Here is a 23,675-nt window from a genome sequence, read left to right on the forward strand (position 1 = left end):
GTTCGGGCTTCACTGCGTCAGTTCGTGGCCGGTGTAATCGATCTTACCGTCGGTACCCCTCTTCCACTCGTACATGATGTAGGCCGGCTGTGTGATGTCGCCCTTCTTGTCGTAGCTGATCGTGCCGACGACGGTCTCGATCGGCTTGCCTCGGTGGAGCCAGTCCGCGAGCTTCTTGCCGTCGCTGGAGTTGGTCTCAGCCATTGCCTTCGCCAGCACCTGCACGGCCGCGTAGGAGTAGAGCGTGTAGCCCTCGGGATCGATGCCCTTAGCTTTGAACGCTGCAACCGCCCCCTTTGCGTTCGGGTTCTTGCGGGCGTCCGGCGGGAAGGTGGTCAGCGTGCCCTCGGCAGCCGGCCCAGCGATGGCGACGAGTTCCTTGTCGACCATGCCGTCGCCGCCCATCATCGGCGCTTTCAGGCCCTGGTCGCGCATCTGGCGCAGGATCAGCCCAGCCTCGGTGTAGTAGCCGCCGTAATAGACGATATCGATGTCGGCCGACTTCAACTTGGAGACGAGCGCGGAATAATCCTTCTCGCCCGGGTTGATACCCTCGTACATCACGTCCCTGCCGGCCTTGGCCTTGAGCGCCTTCAGGGTCTCGTCGGCCAAGCCCTTGCCGTAGGGGGTCTTGTCATGGACAAAGGCGATCTTTTTGCCCTTGAAGTGATCGGCCAGATATGCGCCGGCCACCGCGCCCTGCTGGTCGTCGCGGCCGCAGGTGCGGAACGTGTTCCACATGCCGCGCTCGGTGAACTTCACGTTCGTGGAGGACGGTGTGACCTGGATGATGCCGGCGTCGAGATAGACGTCGGAGGCCGGAATCGAGACGCCGGAGCTGTTGTCGCCGACGACCATCTTGACGCCGTCGCTGGCGAACTTGTTGGCCACCGACACGCCCTGCTTTGGATCGGAAGCGTCATCGCCGACCGAGACCGTGAAGGTCGTGCCCTTGATCTGGTCAGATTTGCTGATGTCCTCCGCGGCTTGGCTCGCACCGTTCTTGAACTGTGCACCGATGGCCGCATTGGGCCCAGTGATCGGCGCGGCGATACCAAGTTTGACCTCGGCCGCCTGCGCGGCACCGGCTGTCAGCAGGCCGAGGATGAAGGCGGTCGGGATCGATACTCTCATGACGTTCTCGCAATCCATCGCCCAGAGGCAAAGGCTTGCGCCACTGCAAGATTTCGGCCGACGCCCACGGGGTGGTTATCTGCCGGTTGGGCAGCTCCTCGACCGCGTCCGGCCGGGCGCCGCCCCGGAGGCGCTCCCCAAGCCGACTGGCGGCTGAGCGGCGACAAGTTAGTGCAGCCCAGCAGCGGATCGTGGCGGGCGTAGGTAGAAACTCACTGCCGGCCGAGGCGCAGCCCTAGTTGACCCGAGAAGTAGCGGGCCTGTTCGCGCCAAATGGTAGCCGCTGTGCTGGCACTTCTGCTTTTGCCTTCGTAGCGTTTCCCCCCTGTATTCGCCATAAGCGATCCAGATCGATTTTGATTGTCAATGCACGGTGAGGGCGATCGTCTCGCCCCACACCTCAACACGGATTACCATCGGCATGCTCCTGACTTAGCCGCCCCCTATAAAAACCCGCTCCCCGAGTAACCCTTGAAGGCGTTCGCTCCCTGGTTGCTCAGCACTCGCCACCGTCCCGTCGTCACGACCACGCGCTACATCGCATCCGTCGCTCCGGCTCGAATGCCGAACGGCACAGGGCCGAACCACGTCCTCACGGGATCCGGCCCGCATCAGCAGCCCTACCTCGAATTCAACCATTGGGCTTCCCAAGTGACCCTTGGGGGGCCGCACCGATGCATCGTAGCCTCGGATCCGAAGGCCCTCGTGCATGACGTGTCCCTTGATCGAGGCCGAGCGATGCCTGAAGGCGGCATGACAGATACGATGCGCGACAACCCCGAGCAGAGCCGGTTCGAACTGCATGTCGGCGACCAGATTGCGTTCGCAAGCTACAGTCGCGAGCCCGGCCAGATCGTCATCACCTACGTCTATGCGCCACCGGTCCTGCGCGGCATGGGGGCGGCTGATCGGCTCATGGAAAGCGTAGCGGCCCACGTCCGGTCACGGGGCGAGCGGCTCGTTCCTCTGTGCGATTACGCTCGGGCTTGGCTGCACGGGCATAGCGCGCATCGCGGTCTGCTTGCTTGAGTAGCGCCTAAGCCAAGTTCCCGCTCGGCCACCCCGGCTTCGGCAGGGTGTCAGAATAAAGCTTGGCACATCTGGCAGCGTTGGTGCTGCGGAAAGGGGAGCCAAAGCGGCCCTCTATGGATCACGCCGCCTACCCAGACGAGAGCGCCCTCGCTATCACAGACCGAATCTGGCGCGCGGAGATGCAACGCACGTTCGGCCCCGGAGCGGTTCTACTCCACGGCTTTAATGCGGAGCGCCAAGGCGAACCTGGCACGCACTACGCTAAGCCTTCGAGGCCCGCAGCGCGTCGGTGGCAGCTTGGCGGAACAACCGGCGTCCGATCGTTTGACCAGCGGAACGGAGCGCAGATGCGGCAGGCGGACTGAGGTTTCCCACCCGGATCGCTCCTTAGAATCCGCCATAGCTGGCCCGCCGCTTGCCAGGCGTCACCTAGTCCTCCCAGACCGACCTTCAGCCCCGCCGGCACCGCCGCGCGGGGCTTTTTCTTTGACGATGGCCGCAGGCGGACGGAGGCTGAAACGCCAGTGCATCAACGAGCTAATCTCGCGGGGAGTACCGTCAAAGTCCCGCTGGACGGATTGGATGCCGCGAAAGAGGCTACGAAGCCAGCCAAGGCGCGGACATCGTCCGGCTGGTGCGGATCGCGGGCGACTGCCTCTGCGTCACGCTCCAGCCGGAGATTGCATGCCTTCGAAGGCAGACCGACATCCGGCGTGCAGGCGTCGTGTCGGGCGCATGCCGCATCGAGAGCGTCGATTGGCGGCAGCGGAGCATTGTTGCCCGGGCCGCAGTAGTTGCCGTGGATGAGTAGTTTCGGCCCGCCATTGGCGGCCGGCTGTGCCAAGGACGGAGCAGCCCAGCAGGCGATGAGGAAGACGGGGGCGGCGAGGCTGACGACGGTGCGAGTCAACATGATAGAGACCCTCCAGCACCTCCGCCGCATAGTCCCATCGGCGCTGCAGGTGCGAGATGTGGTTAATCACCAGACGTCATTTCGCGGTGTGCTCCAGAGCACTACCCCTATTCAAATGACGCCCCACCCGCGTCGCTGACATCAGATCCGTTCACCAACCTCATCCGCGATCCCATGCAAGACGACGGGCGGTAGATGGCGAAGGCGGACGGGAGCAGTTGAACCAATGGGATGCGCCAACGCTTCCTCTCGGTCTGATGCGCACCTCCTGCGCTGAGGCCCGGAGAAACTCCATGCGCATCTTAGCACTCGCGTCGCTCGCTGCAGCCGGCCTAGCCATTCTCTCTCTGCCGGCAGCTGCTGTGCCCGCCGGACCTGTCACCGGCATTTCGGCGACGTCCAGCATGGTTGCCCCAGTGCGGATGATGCGGCGCCATCGTATGCGGCGGCCCTCGATGACCTGGGTCCAGAGGCGAGGGTCGCGGCGCTGAGACACTGCATCATTCGCAGTTGCTGCAACGAAGCCCCGCCGGCCTAACCGCGCGGGGCTTTTCGTTGGCCAAAATCATCGCCACCGTGGAGCCCGAACAGAACACTACCGGGGCACGAGATGAAGGTCAGACTGATCGCGTTCGCACTACTCGGCGCGGGGCTGTTAGGGTCGCTCGATCATGCTTCAGCTCGCGGCGCGTGTCCGGTGTTCACCGACGATGAGGCCCGTGGTCGACCTCACTATCCCAACAGTGACGGCTGCATCATCCCGGTACCTGAGCGCGAGGCGCCAAAGGAGGGCGGCAGGTGCAAAAAGCCACCGGACGCCACCGCCCGCTGCGGTGATGGCGACTGGAGTTTCAGCCAGCATCGGCAAGGAACCTGCTCACATCATCACGGCGTCAGCTGCTGGATATCGGCCAGCGAGAACTGTTGTCAGTAGCCATCAGCCCGCCCGGCTCGCCGCAGGCGGGCTTTTTCGTGCGGTCAGTGTCGCCCAGCTGGCCGTGCGCGAGTGAAGGTGTCGAGACCGTCCGCCTCGACCATCGCGAGGAACGCCGCGTAGGCTTCCGCCTCAGTCTCGAAGGTCTGCGCCCACCGTGTGCAGCCACCGCCGAGGGCGACGACCTTAAGCTGCCAGCGGTCCTGTGTGCCGGCGAAGCGGTAGATCTCGACGTCGACGTCGATGTCGTCGCGGGTGAAGGCCCCGGACAGGTCGGAATGCTGGTAGTCGCGGTCCTCGTCATCCATGCCGATGCTCCTGGCTGCCCCACAACGAACTGCCCCCATGGTCCCGACCCGGGACGGCCACCTACCCAGCGTTGGCACAATCGGGCAATTGCCTTTTGCCATACAGCTCCCGAGCCGCGTTGCGTATCGGCTCGGCTCACATGCTGGTGAAATCGGACGCTCCTCCGCCCCATGATCAAATCGGGACTAGGCCGAGCGTACAGAACCATAGGCCGCAAATTGCGAAGGCGAAGTAGCTTCAGCTTCGGCCGGGTTTTAGCGAAGCTGGCCCATAGCGCTCGTCCAGCTCGGCCCTACCCGCATCGGTGATCTGGTACTCGGCGCTGTCCTTCTCGAGATCCGTCCGCCCAGTGGCAGCTACAAGGCCGAGCACCTCCAAGCGACGCATGTAGGCGGTCACCGGATAGAAGCGTGCACCAGTCTCAGAAAGCAGGCGGAGGCGGTACAGGCTGGCAGGCGGGAGCTTGTGCATCGCCAGGCAGTGTACCAATCGACGGCTGCGAGGTCAGGCCCCGCTCTGAGCCTGCGCCCCACCGGCAGCGACGATGAGAGCGAGGGCGGCGAGGAGTCAGGCGATCTTGGGACCGACGGCGCAAGCATTCCCTGATATGCGCTCCGCTGAGCGAAGCAGTAGGACATCAGCCAGCTTACCGAAGGAGACGAAGAAGGTGACCCCCATAACCTGAATTCCAAACAGAAGGGCGGCCATAGGACTGTTCGCAACAGCGCTGAGCATGGTGAGTGTGATCATGGTCGACCACTGCTTACGAAGCTCGGCAGGCACGCCAGTTGTCGGGCCTTCATGCCGGCTGCCACGCAGGAGGATCATCAGGAACGTGACGCTGACACCGACCGTGAACATCCAGGCAAGGCGTCGAGTCGAGATCAGGGGGATAATGCGCTGAATTTCCAGCTTCCGCTCATTCGACAAGCGCGGATCGCGAGCGAGTTCGCCAGCAATCTCGATTGCGCGCAGTTTCAGGGGCTGCGAGAAGCGCAGAAGGCGATTGGCGATCACAGCATATGCGAAAACGAGGGCGCAGGACCACAGGATGAGTTCAACGGACATTCTGATCGTCCTTCTTGCGCTGCCTCAATTTTCTCGTACCCGGAAGCCTGTCCTTAACCCGCTTTGCCACTGCCTCCTCGAAGGCTCGACGGGGCTTCACATACAACAAAACGCGTAGCCAATTCGTAACCAAAATCGCGAGGATTGCTAGCGCAACCTCGACCAAGTTCCAGACAGATAGGGTGTCAGCAGCCCAAGCGCCAAGCGACCGTAGGTCACTGAACAAGGCGCCAACGTCATCGGAACTTCGCAGGTTCCGCCACGTCTCCGCGGCCTGAGACACCACATCGCCGACCCCTGAGATCAGCGCCTTGAACAGGGCCATCGCCCCAATCAGCTGCAGAAGCGTGCCTCGTAAACCGCCGAGGAAAAAGCGGTTGCGCTTCATTCGATAAGACCGAGAGGCGAGCCGGTGGGCTCCTCTTCTGCGGCCCAGTTGCGTGGCGAAATGCTACCCTAGGCTAAGTTTGTCAATCGGCATCAACCGCAGCTTTCCCCAGCCCCCCCCCCGCCCCTCGCCGTTCTCCTCGATGAAGATGAAGCCGGCGGCTGTCAGTTCGGTCCCTTGTGCTTCCTGCTAGGCCGATCGCTTCGCCAAGCGAAGTAGCCGACGGCCAGCAGAGACAGGAATAGCCCCGTCCAGACGCCGCCCTCGGTCATCTTGGCGACGAACCATTCCCAGGGCGTCGGTGCGCCCGGATCCTGCGACCAACCGACGGCCATCACGATGGTACCGATTAGAGCGAAGCCAAACAGGATCACGGTGGGAATCGGCATCAGCAGGCCTCTTCTCGCACCGCGCGGTGCCGCAAGTCTCCTTGACTGAAGAGCCAGTTGCTCATGGCGCGACCGGATCACCACGGAAGCCGCGGGCATCGAAGACGCGCCGGACGAAGCCGGTCTTTTTGGCTCCATCCAACCAATCGGTCACATAGGCAAGGGCGCCGGGCCGCCCCTTCGGCAGCGCAACAGCCACCTGCGTCCGCTGGAAGCCGCCCGTGACGATCCGCGAGCCCGGGACCTGCTGGACGACCGGCCGCAGCGTATCGCGCGACAGGGCGAAGGCTTCCGCCTGGCCGGCGCGCATCCGCTCCACGGCCTCGGCCACGGTCGGGACCGCCACGGGCTGCGTGTGCGTCAGAGTGCGGGCGGAGGCGCGGAACGTCGTGGTGCCCGCGATCGCCAGGACGCGGACGCCCGGCTGGTCGACCTGCGCGACGTCGACGATGCCCGAGGCGGCGCTGGCTAGGTAGGTACTTTCCAGATCGTAGTACCCTGGCCCGAACTCGAGCATCTGCCGCCTGGTCGCATCGACCGGCATGAAGCTTACGTCGATCGTCGCGGCCTGGAGCGCCGCGGCCGCGGCTCCCGAATTCGGGAACAGGGTCACGGCGAGCGGCAACCCAGCCTTCACGGCTAGGTCGGCACTCAGGTCGGCCGTGACGCCCTCGGGCTTCCCGTCAGCGGCGCGACTGACGAAGATGAGGCCGGGGGAGGGGGCCTCAATCAGGCCGACCCTGAGCGCGCCGGTCGGGGCGAGCTCGGTCTTTACAACCGCATCCTGAGCTTCGCTTGAGATCGTCATGCTGGCGAGGAGGGCGGCCGCGGCGAGGAGCGAACAGGTGAGAGGTTCGAGCCGCCTGCTTCCGCAGTGCTTCCGCAGCCAATTCCCGACCACAGGGCACCGCCCTTTAAGTCATTCAAATGATTGGCGCACCCGACACGATTCGAACGTGTGACCTTTGCCTTCGGAGGGCAACGCTCTATCCAGCTGAGCTACGGGTGCTAGCCGCGCCGGTGTCCTAACCCAACCGCACGGCCAGCGCAACGGCGCCGATCCGCCGCTCTTCGTCACCGGAGCGGCTGCGGCGGGGGCGGGCCTGTTCTCTGCCCTGATGCGACAACCAGAAGATGTGGTGGCCGTAGCCAGAGGCGCCCGGCTGTGCTGAAACGGTCCGATAAACGGCGGCAGGGCGTGCAGGCGCCGACGGCGCGCCGGCAGCACGGCCTCGGTTTGCCCTTGACCCTCCAGCACGGCACTGCGGCGCGGCCGCGGATCACGGCGGACGACGTGGCCCGGCGCATCGCCGGCCTCGGGCCGGGCGAGCGCCTCGTCGTCCTGGGCATCGGCCGCGCCACCCTCGCCACCCTCGTGCGGGAGGGCAGCGACCGCGGCGCGCTACTGGTCGAGGGCGCGGACCGGTCCACCGCCACGGCGCTCATCGACCGGATCCTCGAGGCCCTGGCCGAGCTGGCCCTCGACCGCTGGCCGCACTGGCACGGCGGCGACGCGTCCCTTGCCCCGGTCACCGCCGATCCGTGGCTGAAGGCGGCGTCGAAGCGCGCCCGCCTCGGCCTGAGGCCGCGCTTCCGGACGCTGGGGCAGGATCACGAACTCCTCCGCCTCGCGCGGGCGATCGACCCCGCCGGAATCGTCCTGATCTGGGAGATCGATCCGGCCTCGGCGGCCCGCGCCCGCCCGACGATCGAGGCCCTGGAATGGTGCGGCCGGCATGGGGCCGCGGTGGTGGCCACCCTCGCCGCGGAGCCGCCCGAGACGGCGCCCTACGACCGGATCCTCTACGGCGCCCGCACCTTCGCCGCGGAGGACCGCCCGGCGGCGGAGCGCTTCATCCCGCCGGCCGGCGGGCTCCCGGCGAGCGCGATCGAGCGCCGGGTCGCGGCGGCGCTGGATCAAGATCCTGAACTCGCGGGCCTGTTCGTCTGCAACGCCCTGGTTCCGGTGGGCGCCTCGGGGGTGCGGCCGCGGGTCGACCTGCTGTGCCGCACGCGCCGCGTGGTCGTGGAACTCGACGGCCCCGAGCACCGGGCCGAGCCCAAGTTCGGCAACGACCGCCACCGGGACTACGAGTTGCTGACCGCGGGCTACCGGGTTCTGCGCTTGACCAACGATCAGGTCACGGCCGACCTTCCCCTGGCGATCGAGAAGATCCGCGCCGTGATCCGCCTCGGGCCCGGCGCGCAGGACGAGATGAGCCGATGAGTGAGTCGCCGACGCCGCAGCAGGCCCTGCTCCTGTGGTGCCTCCTCGGCCGGGGCGGAACCGCCCTGCAGGGCACGCTCGTGCCGGAGGTCAGGAAGGCCGACCGGGAGGCGCTGATCGCGGGGCGCTATATCACGGTGGAGACGCAGGGGCGCGCGCTGCGGCTGACCGTCACCGACAGGGGCTGGAACTGGGCGGGGGGCCATCTGGACGCAGCCCTGCCGCCGGCCTTCCGGGTGCTGCAGGATTGGTTGGGACGAATCGCGGCCGATCTCGCGGCAACCGGGCGCCCCCTCGCGGACCTTATCGGACCCGTTCCCGACGCGCCGCCACCCGCAACGGCGCGGGCCCCCGCGGTCAAGTCCGCCAAAGACCCGAAGGCGTCGAAGCCGCCGAAGACGGCAACTCCCAAGAAAACACCCAGCCCCAAGAAAGCGCCAAGTCCCAAGAAATCGCCAAGTCCCAAAAAAACACCCAGTCCCACGAAAGCGCAAAGTCCCAAGAAACCGCCCGGCCCGAAGCAGCTCCGCGCCCGGATCGAGGCGGCCTATCTGGCGCTGACGGGCGGCGAGCGGGCCCGGCCCGTGCGCCTGAGCGCGCTGCGCGCCGAGCTCGCCGACCTCGACCGCGCGACGGTCGATGCGGGTCTCCTGGCGATCTCAAGCGGCGACAGGACCGCACGGCTGAGCCAGTTCAGCGATCCCCGGTCGCTCGATGATGCCGAGCGCGACGCGGCGTTCAGCCCCGCGGGCGAGCCCTTCCACATCCTCCGGATCCAATCATGACCGATGCCCTCGACGCCCTGCGCCGGGTCGATTTCGACTGGGTCCGCACCCTCGACAGCATCTGGGTCGATACCCCACCCACCGGCAGCCCGAACGAGCGGCTCGTCCCGGACCTCATTGCCGGCCTCCAGGCCAAGGCTCGCAAGCCCGCCGACCGGGCGCTGGGCCGCGTCTTCGTGGGCCCGGCCGGGGTCGGCAAGACGCACCTGATCGGGCAGATCCGGCAGGAGGCGTGGCGCACGGGGGCGTGGTTCGTACCCCTCGACGTCCTCGGCCTGACGGATTTCTGGCGCAGCGCCGCCCTGAGCTTCGTCACCGCCCTGCTGCAGACGATGCCGGACGGGCGGCGCCAATCGGATGCGGTGCTGGCGGGCGTAGCCCGTCGCTTCGGCGTCGAGACGCAGGTCGAGGCCGCGTTCAACACCCCGAACATCGATGCCCGTCGGATCGTCGACGTCCTGGTCACGGCGCTGATGCGGGTCGATGCCGGCCGCGCGCTCAAGCACCTCGACGTGTTCCGGGCGCTGTGCCTGCTGCGCTCGCAGGATTTCGGCGTGGTCGGCCTCGCCCATGCCTGGCTGCAGGGCTACGACGCGGATCCTACGGAGCGGGCCGCCCTGGGTTTCAAGACGCCGCCGCCGGCCCCGGTCGAGCTCGTGCGCGGCATGTGCTGGATCATGGCGCTCAGCGGGCCGACGATCGTCGCGGTCGACCAGATCGACGGGATCATCGAGAGCAGCCGGCTCGCCGCCCAGGACGGGCTCGACGCGGAGGCCGGCCTCGCCGAGGTGCTGGCCGCGGGCCTGCTCGAGGTCAATGTCGTCTGCGACCGCAGCATGACGGTGGTGACCTGCCTGGAGGAATCCTGGGAGCGCCTCAGCGCGCGCAGCCTCACGCCGATGCCGGACCGTTTCGCGGAGCCGATGGGTCTGCTGGGCATGAACGAGCGGGCCGCCGCCGCCGCGCTGGTAGCCGGCCGGCTGGCCCCGGCCTACGCGGAGGCCGGGTTCAAGGCCAAGTCCCCGACTTGGCCGTTCGGCGAGCCCGCCATCGCGGCGGCGGCGGCGGCCAACATGATGCCCCGGACCCTGCTGATGCGCTGCGACGCCTTCCGCCGCCGCTGCCTCGCGGAGGGGGCGGTCACCGAGTGCGACGACCTCGGCGTGGTCGTTGCGTCACCCCCGACGTCGAACCCCCCCACCGAATTCGACCTACCCGTCGCCGCCAAGGCAGCCGACATCGCGGGCATCCGCGGCGACGAGGACGCTTGGCTCGGCCAGCTGCTGCGCGACGTCTTCGATCTCTACGCCCTGGAGGACGAGCCCGACGACACCCTCGACGTCGCCAGCAAGGGCGAGCCCGACCAGAGGATCCCGCCGCTCCACGGACGGCTGATCTTCATCCACCACGATGAGAACGACCGCGAGCGGCACGTCTGCTACCGGGCGCTCCAGCACCAGAACGCCATCGCGTTCCAGGCGCGCCTGCGGGCGGCGCTGACGGCCTCCGGCATCTCGGCCCGGATCCCCCGACCGGGACCTGCTGCTGGTCCGCCGCGGGCCGATGCCGGGCGGAGCCAAGACGAAGCAGCTCGTCGAGGCGTTCACGGCGGCCGGGGGCCGGGCGATCGACCCCTCGGACGCGGATCTGCGCGTCTTCGTCGGCCTGCGCGACCTGCACGCCTGGGCCCAGGCGGAGGGCGTCTCCGACCGGTTCGAGCGCTGGATCCGCGCCGAGCAGCCGCTGGTGAAGACCGCCTTCTTCCAGGCGGCGGGCCTCGACCACGCGGGCGGCGGGGCGAGCCCGGCCGCGCCGGACGCACGATCGGATGCCGAAGGACCGGGGGACCGCCCCGCCGCCGCCAAGGCCGCTCCGGAGGCCGCCCCCAGAACCGCGCCGAAAGCCGAGTCCGGGCCGACCCCCGCGGACAAGCCCGGCTCGCCGCCGGCGCAGGTGGAGGTGGAGGTGGAGGAGCCGGCGCCCGCGACCGCCCCGGACGCGATCCCGGTCGGCCATCGGCTCACCCCCGATGCGCCCGCCGTCAGCCTGCCGCTGCGCCTGCTGCCCCGCCACACGGCGATCATCGCGGGTTCGGGCTCCGGCAAGACCGTGCTCCTGCGCCGCCTCGTGGAGGAGGCCGCCCTGGCGGGAATCCCCGCCATCGTGATCGATCCCAACAACGATCTCTCGCGGCTCGGCGACCCGTGGCCGGAGCGGCCGAAGGGGTTTTCCCCGGAGGACGAGCGCAAGGCGGCCCTCTATGCCGGGCGGGTCGAGGTCGTGGTCTGGACGCCGGGGGTGCATGCCGGCAACCCGCTGTTCCTCTCAGTCCTGCCCGACTTCGCCGAGTTGGGCGCGGACCGGGACGAGCGCCAGCAGGCCATCGAGATGGCGGCCGAGACCCTCGGGCCGCTGGCCGGCGCCAAGACCAATCTCCTGCGCGGCGTGCTCGCGGGGGCGCTCAAGCACTTTTCGGAGCGCGGCGGCAAACTCGGCGATCTCATCGCCCTGCTGGCCGATTTGCCGGACGGGATCAGCGACATCGGCAACGCCGCCAAGCACGCGGCCGGCATGGCGGACCAGCTCCGCGCGGCGATCGCCACGAACCCGCTGCTCAAGGTCGAGGGCACGGTGCTCGATCCGCGCCACCTGTTCTTCGGCCCCGACCCGGCGCGCACCCGCATCTCGGTTATCAACCTGTCGGGGCTGGCCTCGGAGGCGGCCCGGGAGGATTTCGTGAACCGGCTCCAGATGACGCTGTTCGGCTGGATCAAGAAGAACCCGTCGCCCCGCGGCATGCTCTACGTGGTCGACGAGGCGCAGACCTTCCTGCCCGCCCAGCGGGCGTCGCCGAGCCTCGGCAGCGGCATCAAGCTCGTCGCGCAGGGCCGCAAGTACGGGCTCGGGATGATCGTGGCGACGCAGGTGCCCCGCGGCATCCACAACCAAGTCGTCTCCAACTGCACCACCCAGTTCTTCGGCCGGCAGAGCGCGCCGGCCACCATCGCGGCCGCCCAGGAGATCCTCGCGGCCAATGGCGGCACCGCCGCCGATATCGGCAAGCTCGGGGCCGGGGAGTTCTACTTCGCCACCGAGGGGTCGGGGCGTCCGGCCCGGCTGCGCACGCCGCTCTGCCTGTCCTACCACCCGGCCAACCCGCCCACGCCCGAGGAGGTGGTGCGTCAGGCCCGGCTTTCGGCCGTGGCGGCCCCCCGGACCCGGGACGCCTGACCGCCCCGGCGGCCGTTCTCGGGATGATGCTCCAGGGCACGCGCCGCCGCAGGGACAACCGGCCCGGCCATCACCACGCACCGGCCTCGGGCCTGTCCAGATCTGGACAGGCCCGAGGTGCACGCCGCGAAGGTTCCGCACTGGTCCGGATAGAGGATCGTCGGCGCCGCGGCCTGTAATACGGATGTCATGGTTCTCCCTTGAAGCTGATCCCATCCCGCAGATTAGAATCCTGCGCCCGTCCGGAGGAAGCAGCCCATGACGTTCGAGTGGCTGAAAGTCTATCCCTCGGCCCCGCAGATCTCGTCATGACCGCCGAACTCGCTCTTCCAGGTCTTGGCTCAGGTATCGCACGCGCTCATGCGCCGCGCGACGCGGTTGACGCCAGCGATCTCACACGCTTGTTCGCGGCCGTCCTGCGCCGGGGCGATGCGGAGATGATCACCGTCCGGGAGTTGCTCGGCGGATTGGAGACCAGCGCCTTCGGCATCCCCCTCGCCGCCCTGGCGGTGCCCGAGATCATACCGGTCCCGGTTCCGGGCGTGTCCCTCGTCATCGCCATCCCGACCGCGATGATCGGCGCGCAGATGGTCACGGCCCGGGACCGCGTCTGGCTGCCGCCCGCGTTGCTGGACAAGCGGATCCCGGCCAAGCCGCTCAAGCGGGCGGTGCGGGCGATGCTGCCGCTGCTGCGCCGGATCGACGGCGTCACGCGGCCCCGCGGCGCGGTCTTCCACGGCAAGGGCGGCCAGCGGGTCGTGGGCGTCGCCGTCATCATCCTGGCGCTGCTGATCGCGCTGCCGATCCCGGGGACGAACGCGCCCCTCGCCCTCACCATCTTCATCCTGGCGATCGGCCTGATCCGCCGGGACGGCCTGTTGATCGCGGCCGGCCTCCTGCTCACGGCCGCCTCCGCGGCCCTGATGGCCGGCGCCGCGCTCGCGCTCACCGAATGGCTCTTCGGAGCCCTGCTGGCCTGAGCCAACCCCGTTCGCTTCCTCGTCATCCCCGCAAGGACAACCGCGTCATGAGTTCTTCCACAGCCACCGCCCAGGATCCGTTCGCAATCCTCGGCGAGACGCTCGAGACCGCCGCCGGCGCCCTCGACGTGCCGACCGCCCATGCGCGGGAATCGGCCCATCGGGCCGCGGCCACGACCAAGCGGGTCGTCGGCTCGGGGGTGTACTCCCTCAGCTACGCGCTGGCTTACGGCAGCGTCTTCGCGGCGACCTACGTGCACGACCTGCTGCCGGACGGCAGCGCGGTCCGGCGCGGCCTCTCGGACGGCAGCCACGATGCCCTCTCGGCCCGCTCCCGCCGCATCCTGCTGAAGGAGGAGGCGGCCGCGTCGGTTCCGCCGACGGACCTGCACGGGTCGCACGACCCGCACGCGGCCGAGTCCCACGGCGCCCCCCTCCGCAACGGCCATGTCGACGGCGACACCCGCACCCGGATCGACGCCCTGGCGGGCCAGTTCGAAGGCGAGCGCTAGAATCCGCCGCCGCGGTCCGGCACCATGTCCTCCATCGGCTCCGACGCCTTCGCCACCCCCCGATCGGCGCGATTCTCGGTCCGGATCCCGGGGCCGGACCGCTTCGTGGTGGGCGGCCCCGAATGGTTCGCCTCGCCCGACCGCACCGCCGATTTCCTGCGGGTGACGCTGGCCGCGCCCGCCGTCCGGTCGGTCACGATCGACCGCAAGCTCCGCGAGGCCGAGATCAGCCACGTGGCCGGCGCCCGGGACGCGGTGGTGGCGACCTATCGCACCCGGCCGACGGACCCCCTCGATCTCGACGTCGACCTCGACGATCCGGAGGCCGGCAGCCATCGCCGCCGGTCGTTCTTCCGCTACGGCCGTCTGATCAGCGACTGGATCCGCCAGGAGGAGCGGCCGGGGCTGCTCCGGCTCCGGCATCCCGGCCTGCGCGGCCGCCCCCCCGTCTGGGACGCCGTGGCCGAGGGCCTCGAAGGTCTGCTCGGCCTCCTCGCCTTCCGGGTGGACGGGATCGGCGGAAGCCTCACGGTCCGGTTCGACCCGGCCCTGATCCATCCCCAGCAGATCGTCCACGGGCTGCACCGGGCGGTCCGGGGCCGGGCCGGCGACGCCGTCGGCCCGGTCCTGCAGCGGCTCGACCTGCCGGTCGCCACCGCGTCCCTGATGCTCTCGGGCGTGGCGACCTTCGCGGCGCCGGCCCTTCTGCCGGCCGGCACCGCGCTGATGCTCGCCACGGCCCTGCCCAGCTATCGCCAGGCCGCGCGGGTCCTCGTCCGAGAGCGGCGGCTGGCCGTCGACGTGCTCGACAGCATCATCTTCACCACCTGCCTGTTCACCGGCGAGATCTTCGCCGGCGCGATGACCGCCTTCTTCCTCAGCGTCGGGCGCACGCTGCTGCGCAGGACCCAGGCGCAATCGGCGCGGCTCCTCGTCGACGCCTTCGGCCGCCAGCCGAGCATCGTGCGCCTGGAACGCGCGGACGGCTCCACCGCCGAGGTGCCGGTCGAGGAGATCCGGGCCGGGGACGTGATCGTCGTCAACACCGGCGAGGCGGTCCCGGTGGACGGGACGGTTCAATCGGGGGAGGGCATGCTGGACCAGCAGGCCCTCACCGGCGAGGCGGCCCCGGTCGAGCGCGGCGCCGACGACCCGGTGCTGGCCGCGACCCTGCTGGTCGCCGGCCAGATCCGCGTGCGGGTCGAGCGGGCCGGCCGGGACACCACCGCGGGCAAGATCGCCGACATCCTGCGCGAGACCGTCGCGCACAAGCTGGAACTCCAGTCCCGGGGCGAGGCGCTGGCCGATTCGATCGTGGTGCCGGCGCTCGGCGTCTCGGCGCTGGCCGGCGGCCTGATCGGGTCGAGCGCCGCGCTGGCGGTCATCAACTCGGATCTCGGCACCGGCATCCGCATGGCGGCGCCGCTCGCCGTCGTGACCTCCCTGTCGGCCTGCATCCGCTCCGGCATCCTGGTGAAGCAGGGCCGCGCCCTGGAGACGCTGCCCAAGATCGACACCGTGGTGTTCGACAAGACCGGCACGCTGACCCGCTCGGTCCCGGAGGTCGGGGAGGTGGTGGCCTGCGGCGCGCACGCGCCCGACGCGATGCTGCGGCTGGCCGCGGCGGCCGAGCAGAACTTCTCCCACCCGATCGCCCGGGCGATCGTCGATCACTACCACGCGCAGGGCGGGGGCCCCCTGCCGGTGCTCGACGCCTCGCAATACGCCCTCGGCTTCGGGCTCACCGTGACCATCGAGGGCAGGCGGGTGCGGCTCGGCAGCCGCCGGTTCATGGATCGGGAGGGCCTCGCCTTCCCGGATTCCTTCGACGGCGCCATGGCCCCGCGGCGCGAGGCCGGTCACACGCTGATCTACATGGGCGTGGACGACGCGCCGGCCGGCCTGGTCGACCTGCGCCCGTCGCAGCGGCCCGAGGCGGCCGACGCCGTGCAGAGCCTGCGCGCCGGGGGCATCCGGGAGCTGATCATCCTGTCGGGCGACCACGACCGGCCGACCCGCCAGCTCGCCGGACAGCTCGGGATGGACCGCTACTTCGCCGAGGTCCTGCCGGAGGACAAGGCGGCGGTCATCGCGGGGCTGCAGCGGGAGGGGCGCCGCGTCTGCTTCGTCGGCGACGGCATCAACGACGCCCTGGCGCTCCGCCAGGCGGATGTCTCGGTCTCGCTGAGCGGCGCCGCCGGGATCGCCACCGACACCGCGCAGGTAGTGTTCCTGGAGGGCAACCTGCGGCGGATGGGCGAACTGTTCACCATCGCCCGGGAGTTGCACACCAATGTCGGCCAGAGCTGGACCCTGATCCGCGGCGCCAACGGCATCTGCGTGGCCGGCGTGTTCCTGGCCGGCTTCAACCTCTGGCACTCGGTGTTCTTCAACAACGTCTCCGCCCTCGGCGCCCTCGGCAACGCCCTGCGCCCGCTCCAGCGCCGGGCGGGGACGGCGGGCGTCATCAACCTCCTCCGGTGACCGCCCGGCGCCGTCCGCGCGCAGCCCGAACGCCCCCACAGAGGACCGACACGCCGTGATCCTGACCTTCGTCCGCGGCGAGACCTGCCTGCATCCCCTCGACCGCTTCCCCGCGGAGGAGCGGCGCGCGCGGCTCGCCCAGTCCCTCTGGGTCGACCTCCTGGCCGCCACGCCCGAGGAATGCGCGCTGGTCTCCGCGACCCTCGGCGTCGAGCTGTTCAGCCCGGACGAGCTCCACGAGATCGAGGAATCGAGCCGCATCTTCGTGGAGGGGGACGCGCTCAACCTGATCTGCTGGCTGCCGTCCTTCGAGGCCGATGTACCGGTCAATCTCCCGGTCGGCCTGATCGCCGACCGCCAGCGCCTGATCAGCATGCGGCAGGGCGAGTTCCAGGCCTTCCGCACCTATGCCGAGCCGCGCCGGCGCAGCGGCCTGCCGCGGGTCGACACGGCGGCCGACATGCTGGTGGACCTCCTCGACACCCTCGTCGGGCAGCTCGCCAGCACGCTGCGCATGGTTGAGCAGGACCTCAACGCCCTGACGACGGAGATCTTCGCCGACGGCGAAGCCCCCCGCGGCGGCATCCGCCGGGCGGGCGGCCTGCGCCGCAGAACGAGCTTCCGCGACCTGAAGGCGATCGTGCAGCGGCTCGGCCGGCGCAACGCCCTGGTGGCCAACCTGCGCGAATCCGCCGTCACGGTGGCGACGATCATCCCGTTCATCGTCACCAACGAGCGGCACTTTGCGGGCCCGGAAACGGTGGCCCAGCTCAAGCTGATCGGCAAGGACGTCGCGTCGCTGCGCGACTACAACGGGCAGCTCTCGGCGGAGATCTCCTTCCTGCTCGACTCGACCATGGGCCTCATCACCATCGACGAGAACCAGAGCATGAAGTTCCTCGGCGTCGCCGCCCTCGTCGTGGCCTTCGTCTGAGATGGCGACCGCGATCCTGCAGACCGGTCTCGCGCCGGCCAATCGCTCACCAGAAAGTCCCTCGCCGACCCGGCGCGCCCTCTCGGCGGTCCCGCCGCTCGCGGTCAGGGTCGTCGGGACCCGGGTCATCCTGACAGGGCCGGTCGCCGGGCAGCTCGGCCGCGAGCCGGACCTGTCCGCGTTCCTGCACCGCTGCCTGCGGCTCGACCGGCTGGAGCGGCTTCATTTCGACCTCGCGGCGGCGCGGATCGAACTGCGGTTCGGGGCGCCGGTCGCGGCCGGGGCGGGGCTGCGCGCCATCGCCCGGGTGATGCGGGACACGGGCCCCCGGGAGAATCTGCGCAGCTCCGCCTTCACCCGGCAAGTCGCCGAGCGCGTCTGGCAGGAACCCGTCACCGTATGGCGCTCGGGCCGCCTGCTCTCGACCTGGCGCCTGCAGCCCCGTGGCGGCGACCGGGTCCGGCTGTCGCATCACGCCCTGCGCGACCGGGCGGCGCTGGCGATCGTCGCGGCCGTCCTGGCCCGGTGCGAGGGGGTGGTCGCGGTCGAGGGCCGCTCGGCCCGGGGCGGGTTCCTCGACCTCCGCTGCGACCCGAGCGACCCGCACGGTCTCCTGCGGCTGGTCTCGGAGGCCGAGTCGATCGAGGCGATCCTGCGCCGGCGCGCGGTGGCGCCCTTCACCAATCCGGAGGGCGGGGCCGTCCTGCTCAACGCCAACCTCGCCCTCGCGCTCGGCGCGGCGGCCTTCCCGCCGCTCCTGCCGGCGAGCGCGGCGGCCCTGGCGGTCGCCTCGTGGCCGACGGCGCGGCAGGCATGGCGGCAGCTGCGGCAGCGCCGGGCGGACGTGACGACGGTGCTGACGCTCCTGTCGGCCCTGGCGCTGGTCAACGGCGACCACCTGCCCGCCGCGCTCATGCTGTGGCTGTTCCGGACCTGGGATCTGGTGACCCGCGCGGCCCTGCGCCGGGCCGAGATACGGCTGTTCGAGCGCCTCGCCGCCGCGGCCGGCGACGACCGGCCTGCCCTGCGCGGCGCGGCCGGGGCCGCAATCGCGATCTTCGCCACGGAGCCGCGCTCCCGGGCGGCCACGGCCTTCGCCGATGCGAGCACGCCGCTGATGCTCTGCGTCGGCGCCTCGGCCCTGTTCTCGGGCGGCACGGCGCTCGCGCAGGCCGTGCTGCGGCCGGACTTCTTCAGCACGGTGCTCGTGCAGCGGCGCATCGCCGCCGCCGAGATCGCCCTGCGCCTCGCCGAGCAGGGGATCGTCGTGCACGATTTCCGGGCGCTGCTGGCGATCCGCGAGGCCGACGAGATCCTGCTCGACGACAGCGTCGCCTGGGACCCGGCGGGCCTGCCGCCGGGCGCGTTCGGCGGCCGGATGGCCGAACTCGGTCTGCGCGAGACCGTGCTGTTCCGGCCGGGGCACGCGGACGAGGCCGACGATCTCGCGGCCCGGCTCGGGGCGACGCGCCACTTCGTCCGCAGCGCGGTGCACAGTCCCGCCAGCTATCTCGCCCAGCAGCGCTTCCTCGGGCACCGGATCATCCACGTCCACGCGGTGCACGGGGCGGATCCGCATGCCCGCTCCGACGTGCCGGTGGCCGTGGGGCCGGCCTTCCTCACCGGCGACGGGGCGGTGCCGATCGGCCTGTCGGCGCCGGATCTCGGGCGCCTGTGCGCGATCGTCGCGCTGGTGCGCTCGACCCAGGGCGAGGAGGCGGCGGTGAAGAAGATCACGATCGCCGTCAACACGGTGCTGATCGGCGCCTGCGTCTATGCCGGCCTGTCGGCGCTCGGCGTCGTGGTGGCCGGCACCGCCGTGACCGCCGGGCTCTGGATCGGCCTCGAAGGGCGCCTCGGCCGGACCGCCGGGCGGCGTCCGGAGCCGTCTCCGGGTCCGGGCGGTGACGCGGGCGCCGAGCCGGCCGCCGCGTCGGCGCGGAGCGCTCTGGAGGCGGTGGCGTGAGCCGCGAGCTGCTGTTCCGGATGCCGGTCGCCTGGCCGCCTGGATGCGACCGGCGCGCGCTCATCGACGCGCGGCTCGACACGCACCTGGCCCACTGGAACGAGCGCCTGTCGCGCTGGTTCGTCCCCGGCCGTCCCGAGGCCGTGTGGCTGTCGGACCGGGTCCTCCAGGTGCGGGCGGCCGCGGTGACCCTCTGGGCGGTGCTCACCGACGGCGAGGTGACGGTGTTCTGGGACGCGCCGCCGGCCGTCCGGCTCCTCGTCAGCCCGGGCCGGCGCGCGGCGATGATCCACGCGTTCCGGGCCGATCTGAGCGCGGCGGCGGCCCGGGCGTGAGGCTGTCGGGGCCCTGAAGCGTGGCCGCAGATCCGGCACCGGTGTGGCCGCCGCGCCCTTGCATTCGCGCCGTGTTTGCCGGCCCCTGACCCCGTCAGAGGGATCGCGGAGCGGGCAGGGGTGGCGGAGGCGGCGGGCGGCCGGGGCGACCGGGCGAACAATTTCGGGTCGCTGCGCCTGCTGTTCGCGGTCCTGGTGATCCTCGCCCACGCCCCCGAACTGGTGGACGGGAACCGGTCGCGCGAGCTGCTCACGCGGGTCTTCGGCACCCTGTCCCTCGGGGAGGTGGCGGTCGACGGCTTCTTCCTGGTGAGCGGCTATCTGATCACCGCGAGCTACCGCGCCAAGCGCTCCTTCCCGGACTACCTGATGCGGCGGGTGCTGCGGATCTACCCGGCCTTCGTGGTCGCGTCGCTCCTCTGCATCGCCGTCGTCGCCCCCCTGGCCGGCGGCGACCTCGCGGCCGCCTCGCCGCCGGAGGCCCTCGTCCGGCTGGCGCTGCTGCTCATGCCGATGGTCCCGGGCGCCTTCGCGACGCTGCCCTACCCGCTGCTCGACGGCTCCATGTGGACCATCCCCTGCGAGTTCGGCTGCTACCTGCTGCTCGGCCTCGTCGGCACCGCCCGCGCCCTGCGGCGGCGGGGCCGCTACCTCGCCCTGCTGGCGGGACTCGGCGGCCTCCTGGTCCTGCGGCGCCTCTTTCTGCCCATCGGCCAGCCGGGCGACGGGCTCGGCGCCCTGTCGGAGATGATCCGCCTCACCTTCGTGTTCGCCTGCGGCGGCGGCTTCCAGCTCTTCGCCGACCGGATCGCCTATACCGGCCGGGGCGCGGCGCTCGCCGCCCTGTTGCTCCTGCCGCTGATGTTCAGCCCGCCGCTGGCCGAGCCGGCCTTCGCGATCCTCGGCGGCTACCTGATCTTCTGGTTCGCCTTCGCGGTGCGCCCCAACGCCCTCAGCCGCGCCACCGCGCAGGTCGACCCCTCCTACGGACTCTACCTCTACGCCTGGCCGATCCAGAACCTGCTGGTCGCCCGGGTGCCCGGAATCTCCCCCTGGACGGAGGCGGCCCTGGCCCTCGCGGCCGCCATCCCCCTCGGTCTCCTGAGCTGGTACCTGGTCGAGCGGCCGGCGCTCCGATACCGGCCAAGCGGCGCGGCCGGCCTTGGCCCGGGCGAAGCGCTGGCCGCCAAGCCCGCTCTCGGCCCGTAAGGACCGCCGCCCTCGGCCCGAGAGGGCCGCGGCCCTCGGAGCCGATGGGGATCGATGTCGCGGCAACCAGGACGGGGCCACCGGGTTGTCGAGGGTCCCGGCTATCTGCATCGCGTCGGAACGCGGCCTCGCGAAGGCGAGTGCATCAGCCCCGTCAGCGAGCCGCCCATGACCGACCCGATCACACTGCCCCCCGCGGTCGCGGATGCCCGCCGCCTCGATGCGCTGCGGGACTACGACATCCTCGACACGCCCCCGGAGGAGGGGTTCGACGACATCGTCGAGCTGGCGCGGATGACCTGTGCGGCCCCGGTCGCCCTCGTCAGCCTGGTCGCGGGCGACCGGCAATGGTTCAAGGCGCGGGCCGGCTTCGCGCCGTGCGAGACATCCCTCGACAAGTCCGTCTGCGCGCATGTCCTGGGCGCCCCCGATCTGCTGGTGATCCCCGACCTCACCCAGGACCCCCGCACGCGGGAGAATCCCCTCGTGACCGGCGCGCCGCACCTGCGCTTCTATGCCGGCGCGCCGTTGCAGGAGCGGGGCGGCCAGCGTCTCGGCAGCCTCTGCGTGATCGACCTCGTCCCCCGTCCGGGGGGCCTCGACGACCGGCAGGCCGGAGCCCTGCGGGCGCTGGCCGGGCAGGTCATGTCCCAGATGGACCTGCGCCGCGGGACCGCCGACCGGGAGCGCATCCTGGCGGGCCAGACCGCCTTGATCGCGCAGCAGAACGCCCTGATCGCCGCACAGGCTGCGGTCACGCGGGCGGATGGGAACCGGGACGCCATCCTCGACGCCCTCGTCGGCGGCGTCATGGATGCCATCCCCCAGGCCGAGGGCGGCGTCATCGAATTGCGCGACGGCGACGCGCTCGCCTACCGCGCCGCGCGCGGCACGCTGGCGGCCCATGCCGGCCTGCGGGTCCCCATCGACGGCAGCCTCGCGGGCCATTGCCTGACGACCGGCAAGCCGGTGCTCTGCCCCGACGTGGTCCTCGACCCCCGGGTCAAGCGCGAACTCCTGGCGCAGCTCGGCCTGCGTTCCGCCATCTGCGTCCCGATCCTGCGGGGCCACGCGACCATCGGCGTCCTGAAGCTGCAGTCGAGCCATACGGACGCGTTCTCGGGCCGCGACCTCCGCATCGCGACCCTGTTCGCCGGGGCGATCCCGGCGGGCCTGGCCGAGGCCGGCGAGGCGGAGGCGCGCCGCGGGATCCGCGCCAGCGAGGCGACCCTGCGCACCGTGATGGAGACGCTGCCCGTCGGCGTCCTCATCGCCGAGGCCCCCAGCGGCCGCATCGTCGGGCACAACGCCCGGGTCGAGGCCATCCTTGGGCAGGCGATGCCCCCCGGGGCGTTCGACGGCGCCTCCACCGACTGGGTCGGGCTGCACGCGGACGGGCGCCCGGTCGCGCCCGCGGAGTGGCCGCTCGTGCGCGTGGCGCGGGACGGCGCGGCGGCCGCCGAGCTCGAGGTCGATTATCGCCGGGGGGACGGCACCCGCGCCTGGGTGGGGTTCTCCGGCGTCCCGATGCGCGACGACGAGGGCCGCGTCGTCGGAGCCGTCGTGGTGGTCACGGATATCGACGAACGCAAGCGCGCCGAGCTGCAGCTCGCGGCCGCCAAGCACGCCGCGGAGGAAGCCAACCGGGCCAAGAGCGAGTTCCTCGCCAACATGAGCCACGAGCTGCGCACCCCGCTCTCGGCGGTGATCGGGTATTCCGAGATGCTGCAGGAGGAGATGGAGGATCTCGGCCACGAGAACCTCCTGCCCGACATGCGCAAGATCGAGGCGAACGCCCGCCATCTCCTCGGGCTGATCAACGCCGTCCTCGACCTCTCGAAGATCGAGGCCGAGCGGATGGAGACCTATGTCGAGGATTTCTCGGTCGAATCCGTCGTGCGCGACGTCGCCTCGACCGTCGAGGCGCTGGTCGCCAAGAAGGGCAACGTCCTCAGCCTCGACCTCGGCGCGGACCTGGGCGAGGCGCGCACCGACGTGACCAAGCTCCGGCAATGCCTGATCAACCTCCTCGGCAACGCCGCCAAATTCACCGAGGCGGGGCAGATCACGCTGTCGGTCGGGCGTGACGCGGGGGAGGGGGGCGACTGGCTGACGTTCCGCGTGGCCGATACCGGCATCGGCATGAGTTCCGAGCAGCAGGAGCGGCTGTTCGAGCGGTTCACCCAGGCCGATGCCTCGACAACGCGCAAGTTCGGCGGCACCGGGCTCGGCCTTTCCATCACCCGCGCCTTCGTCGGCATGCTGGGCGGCGCGATCTCCGTGGCGAGCGACGAGGGACGCGGGACCACCTTCACGGTGTCGATGCCCGCGCGCATCGCCGGCACCGCGGCCGGCGATGCGGCCCCGACCCTGCCCGATACGGAGGGCCGGCCTTCCGAGGCCGATGGCCCCGGACAGGGCCTCGTCCTCGTCGTGGACGACGACCCGGCGACGCGGGAGCTGGTCGCCCGCTTCCTGGAGCGCGACGGGTTCCGGGTGGCGGTGGCGGCCGACGGCCGGGAGGGCATGGAGAAGACCCGGGCCCTGAAGCCGCGGGTGGTCCTGCTCGACGTGACCATGCCGCAGATGGACGGGTGGTCGGTGCTGCGGGCGCTCCGGGGCGATGCCGAGCTCGGCAGCACGCCCGTGGTCATCGTGACGGTTCTGAACGAGCGGAACCTCGCCTTCTCCCTCGGCGCCACCGATTACCTCCAGAAGCCGCTGGACTGGGATGAACTCCACGAGGTGATGGAGCGCTTCCGCCCGCCGGCCCATGCGGAATCACCGCCCATGCCGGCCGAGGAGGCCACCAGCCAGGGGTGATCCGGTCGTCCGGCGACGGGTG

The 23,675-nt window shown here is 70.4% G+C and carries 21 protein-coding genes and 1 tRNA gene; 13 read left to right on the top strand and 9 right to left on the bottom strand.

The window, feature by feature from the left end; translation table 11 throughout:
• Window positions 1-9: 9 nt before the first annotated feature.
• Window positions 10-1,134: a branched-chain amino acid ABC transporter substrate-binding protein gene (locus tag AC3IF3_RS23020; protein ID WP_489230466.1), complete on the bottom strand. Its 1,125-nt coding sequence runs from the start codon at window positions 1,132-1,134 to the stop codon at window positions 10-12.
• A gap of 765 nt (window positions 1,135-1,899) precedes the next feature.
• Here AC3IF3_RS23020 and AC3IF3_RS23025 point away from each other — a divergent pair.
• Complete coding sequence (locus AC3IF3_RS23025) at window positions 1,900-2,163, top strand: GNAT family N-acetyltransferase (protein WP_489230467.1); 264 nt, start codon at window positions 1,900-1,902, stop codon at window positions 2,161-2,163.
• A 532-nt stretch (window positions 2,164-2,695) separates the two neighbouring features.
• Here AC3IF3_RS23025 and AC3IF3_RS23030 read toward each other — a convergent pair.
• Complete coding sequence (locus AC3IF3_RS23030) at window positions 2,696-3,079, bottom strand: phospholipase A2 family protein (protein WP_489230468.1); 384 nt, start codon at window positions 3,077-3,079, stop codon at window positions 2,696-2,698.
• Between the two features lie 610 nt (window positions 3,080-3,689).
• Here AC3IF3_RS23030 and AC3IF3_RS23035 point away from each other — a divergent pair.
• Complete coding sequence (locus tag AC3IF3_RS23035; RefSeq protein WP_489230469.1) at window positions 3,690-4,013, top strand: DUF3761 domain-containing protein; 324 nt, start codon at window positions 3,690-3,692, stop codon at window positions 4,011-4,013.
• A gap of 44 nt (window positions 4,014-4,057) precedes the next feature.
• Here AC3IF3_RS23035 and AC3IF3_RS23040 read toward each other — a convergent pair whose 3' ends face one another.
• The 6 genes from AC3IF3_RS23040 to AC3IF3_RS23065 form a co-directional block, all read right to left on the bottom strand.
• On the bottom strand, window positions 4,058-4,321 hold the full coding sequence (locus AC3IF3_RS23040) for a hypothetical protein (RefSeq protein ID WP_489230470.1): 264 nt from the start codon (window positions 4,319-4,321) through the stop codon (window positions 4,058-4,060).
• A 568-nt stretch (window positions 4,322-4,889) separates the two neighbouring features.
• The gene (locus tag AC3IF3_RS23045; protein ID WP_489230471.1) at window positions 4,890-5,390 is read right to left on the bottom strand and encodes a hypothetical protein; all 501 of its coding nucleotides are present in this window, start codon (window positions 5,388-5,390) and stop codon (window positions 4,890-4,892) included.
• Window positions 5,380-5,778, bottom strand: coding sequence for a hypothetical protein (locus AC3IF3_RS23050; RefSeq protein WP_489230472.1), 399 nt, complete (start codon window positions 5,776-5,778; stop codon window positions 5,380-5,382). Before AC3IF3_RS23050 ends, AC3IF3_RS23045 begins: the two co-directional genes overlap by 11 nt.
• A gap of 164 nt (window positions 5,779-5,942) precedes the next feature.
• Entirely contained in the window at window positions 5,943-6,167 is a 225-nt protein-coding gene (locus AC3IF3_RS23055; protein WP_489230474.1) for an Asp23/Gls24 family envelope stress response protein, read from the bottom strand.
• Between the two features lie 61 nt (window positions 6,168-6,228).
• On the bottom strand, window positions 6,229-6,975 hold the full coding sequence (locus AC3IF3_RS23060) for a transporter substrate-binding domain-containing protein (RefSeq protein ID WP_489230475.1): 747 nt from the start codon (window positions 6,973-6,975) through the stop codon (window positions 6,229-6,231).
• A gap of 124 nt (window positions 6,976-7,099) precedes the next feature.
• Window positions 7,100-7,176, bottom strand: a tRNA-Arg gene (locus AC3IF3_RS23065).
• Window positions 7,177-7,410: 234 nt separating this feature from the next.
• On the opposite strand from AC3IF3_RS23065, the gene AC3IF3_RS23070 reads away from it, so the two are divergent.
• Window positions 7,411-8,394 carry an endonuclease domain-containing protein gene (locus AC3IF3_RS23070; RefSeq protein ID WP_489230476.1) on the top strand — a complete coding sequence of 328 codons (984 nt, stop codon included), beginning with the start codon at window positions 7,411-7,413 and terminating at the stop codon, window positions 8,392-8,394.
• A complete protein-coding gene (locus tag AC3IF3_RS23075) occupies window positions 8,391-9,179 on the top strand; it encodes a hypothetical protein (protein WP_489230477.1) in 789 nt (262 codons plus the stop codon). The genes AC3IF3_RS23070 and AC3IF3_RS23075 overlap by 4 nt, the downstream gene beginning before the upstream one ends.
• Window positions 9,180-10,390: 1,211 nt before the next feature.
• Here AC3IF3_RS23075 and AC3IF3_RS23080 read toward each other — a convergent pair.
• Complete coding sequence (locus tag AC3IF3_RS23080; protein WP_489230478.1) at window positions 10,391-10,636, bottom strand: hypothetical protein; 246 nt, start codon at window positions 10,634-10,636, stop codon at window positions 10,391-10,393.
• A gap of 106 nt (window positions 10,637-10,742) precedes the next feature.
• Here AC3IF3_RS23080 and AC3IF3_RS23085 point away from each other — a divergent pair, with 106 nt between their 5' ends.
• From AC3IF3_RS23085 to AC3IF3_RS23125, 9 genes are all read left to right on the top strand, one after another.
• On the top strand, window positions 10,743-12,410 hold the full coding sequence (locus AC3IF3_RS23085; RefSeq protein ID WP_489230479.1) for an ATP-binding protein: 1,668 nt from the start codon (window positions 10,743-10,745) through the stop codon (window positions 12,408-12,410).
• A gap of 401 nt (window positions 12,411-12,811) precedes the next feature.
• The gene (locus AC3IF3_RS23090; RefSeq protein ID WP_489230480.1) at window positions 12,812-13,390 is read left to right on the top strand and encodes an exopolysaccharide biosynthesis protein; all 579 of its coding nucleotides are present in this window, start codon (window positions 12,812-12,814) and stop codon (window positions 13,388-13,390) included.
• Window positions 13,391-13,437: 47 nt separating this feature from the next.
• Window positions 13,438-13,902, top strand: coding sequence for a hypothetical protein (locus AC3IF3_RS23095; RefSeq protein WP_489230481.1), 465 nt, complete (start codon window positions 13,438-13,440; stop codon window positions 13,900-13,902).
• A 24-nt stretch (window positions 13,903-13,926) separates the two neighbouring features.
• Window positions 13,927-16,386: a heavy metal translocating P-type ATPase gene (locus AC3IF3_RS23100; RefSeq protein WP_489230482.1), complete on the top strand. Its 2,460-nt coding sequence runs from the start codon at window positions 13,927-13,929 to the stop codon at window positions 16,384-16,386.
• A gap of 55 nt (window positions 16,387-16,441) precedes the next feature.
• Window positions 16,442-17,320, top strand: a complete 879-nt coding sequence (locus tag AC3IF3_RS23105) for a CorA family divalent cation transporter (protein WP_243970188.1) — start codon at window positions 16,442-16,444, stop codon at window positions 17,318-17,320.
• 1 nt (window position 17,321) lies between these two features.
• A complete protein-coding gene (locus AC3IF3_RS23110; RefSeq protein WP_489230483.1) occupies window positions 17,322-19,286 on the top strand; it encodes a hypothetical protein in 1,965 nt (654 codons plus the stop codon).
• The gene (locus AC3IF3_RS23115) at window positions 19,283-19,621 is read left to right on the top strand and encodes a hypothetical protein (RefSeq protein ID WP_489230484.1); all 339 of its coding nucleotides are present in this window, start codon (window positions 19,283-19,285) and stop codon (window positions 19,619-19,621) included. Before AC3IF3_RS23110 ends, AC3IF3_RS23115 begins: the two co-directional genes overlap by 4 nt.
• Window positions 19,622-19,741: 120 nt before the next feature.
• A complete protein-coding gene (locus tag AC3IF3_RS23120) occupies window positions 19,742-20,830 on the top strand; it encodes an acyltransferase family protein (RefSeq protein ID WP_489230485.1) in 1,089 nt (362 codons plus the stop codon).
• Between the two features lie 168 nt (window positions 20,831-20,998).
• Window positions 20,999-23,653, top strand: a complete 2,655-nt coding sequence (locus tag AC3IF3_RS23125; protein WP_489230486.1) for an ATP-binding protein — start codon at window positions 20,999-21,001, stop codon at window positions 23,651-23,653.
• Window positions 23,654-23,675: the final 22 nt, after the last annotated feature.

The organism is Methylobacterium sp. J-118 (genome assembly GCF_057836565.1).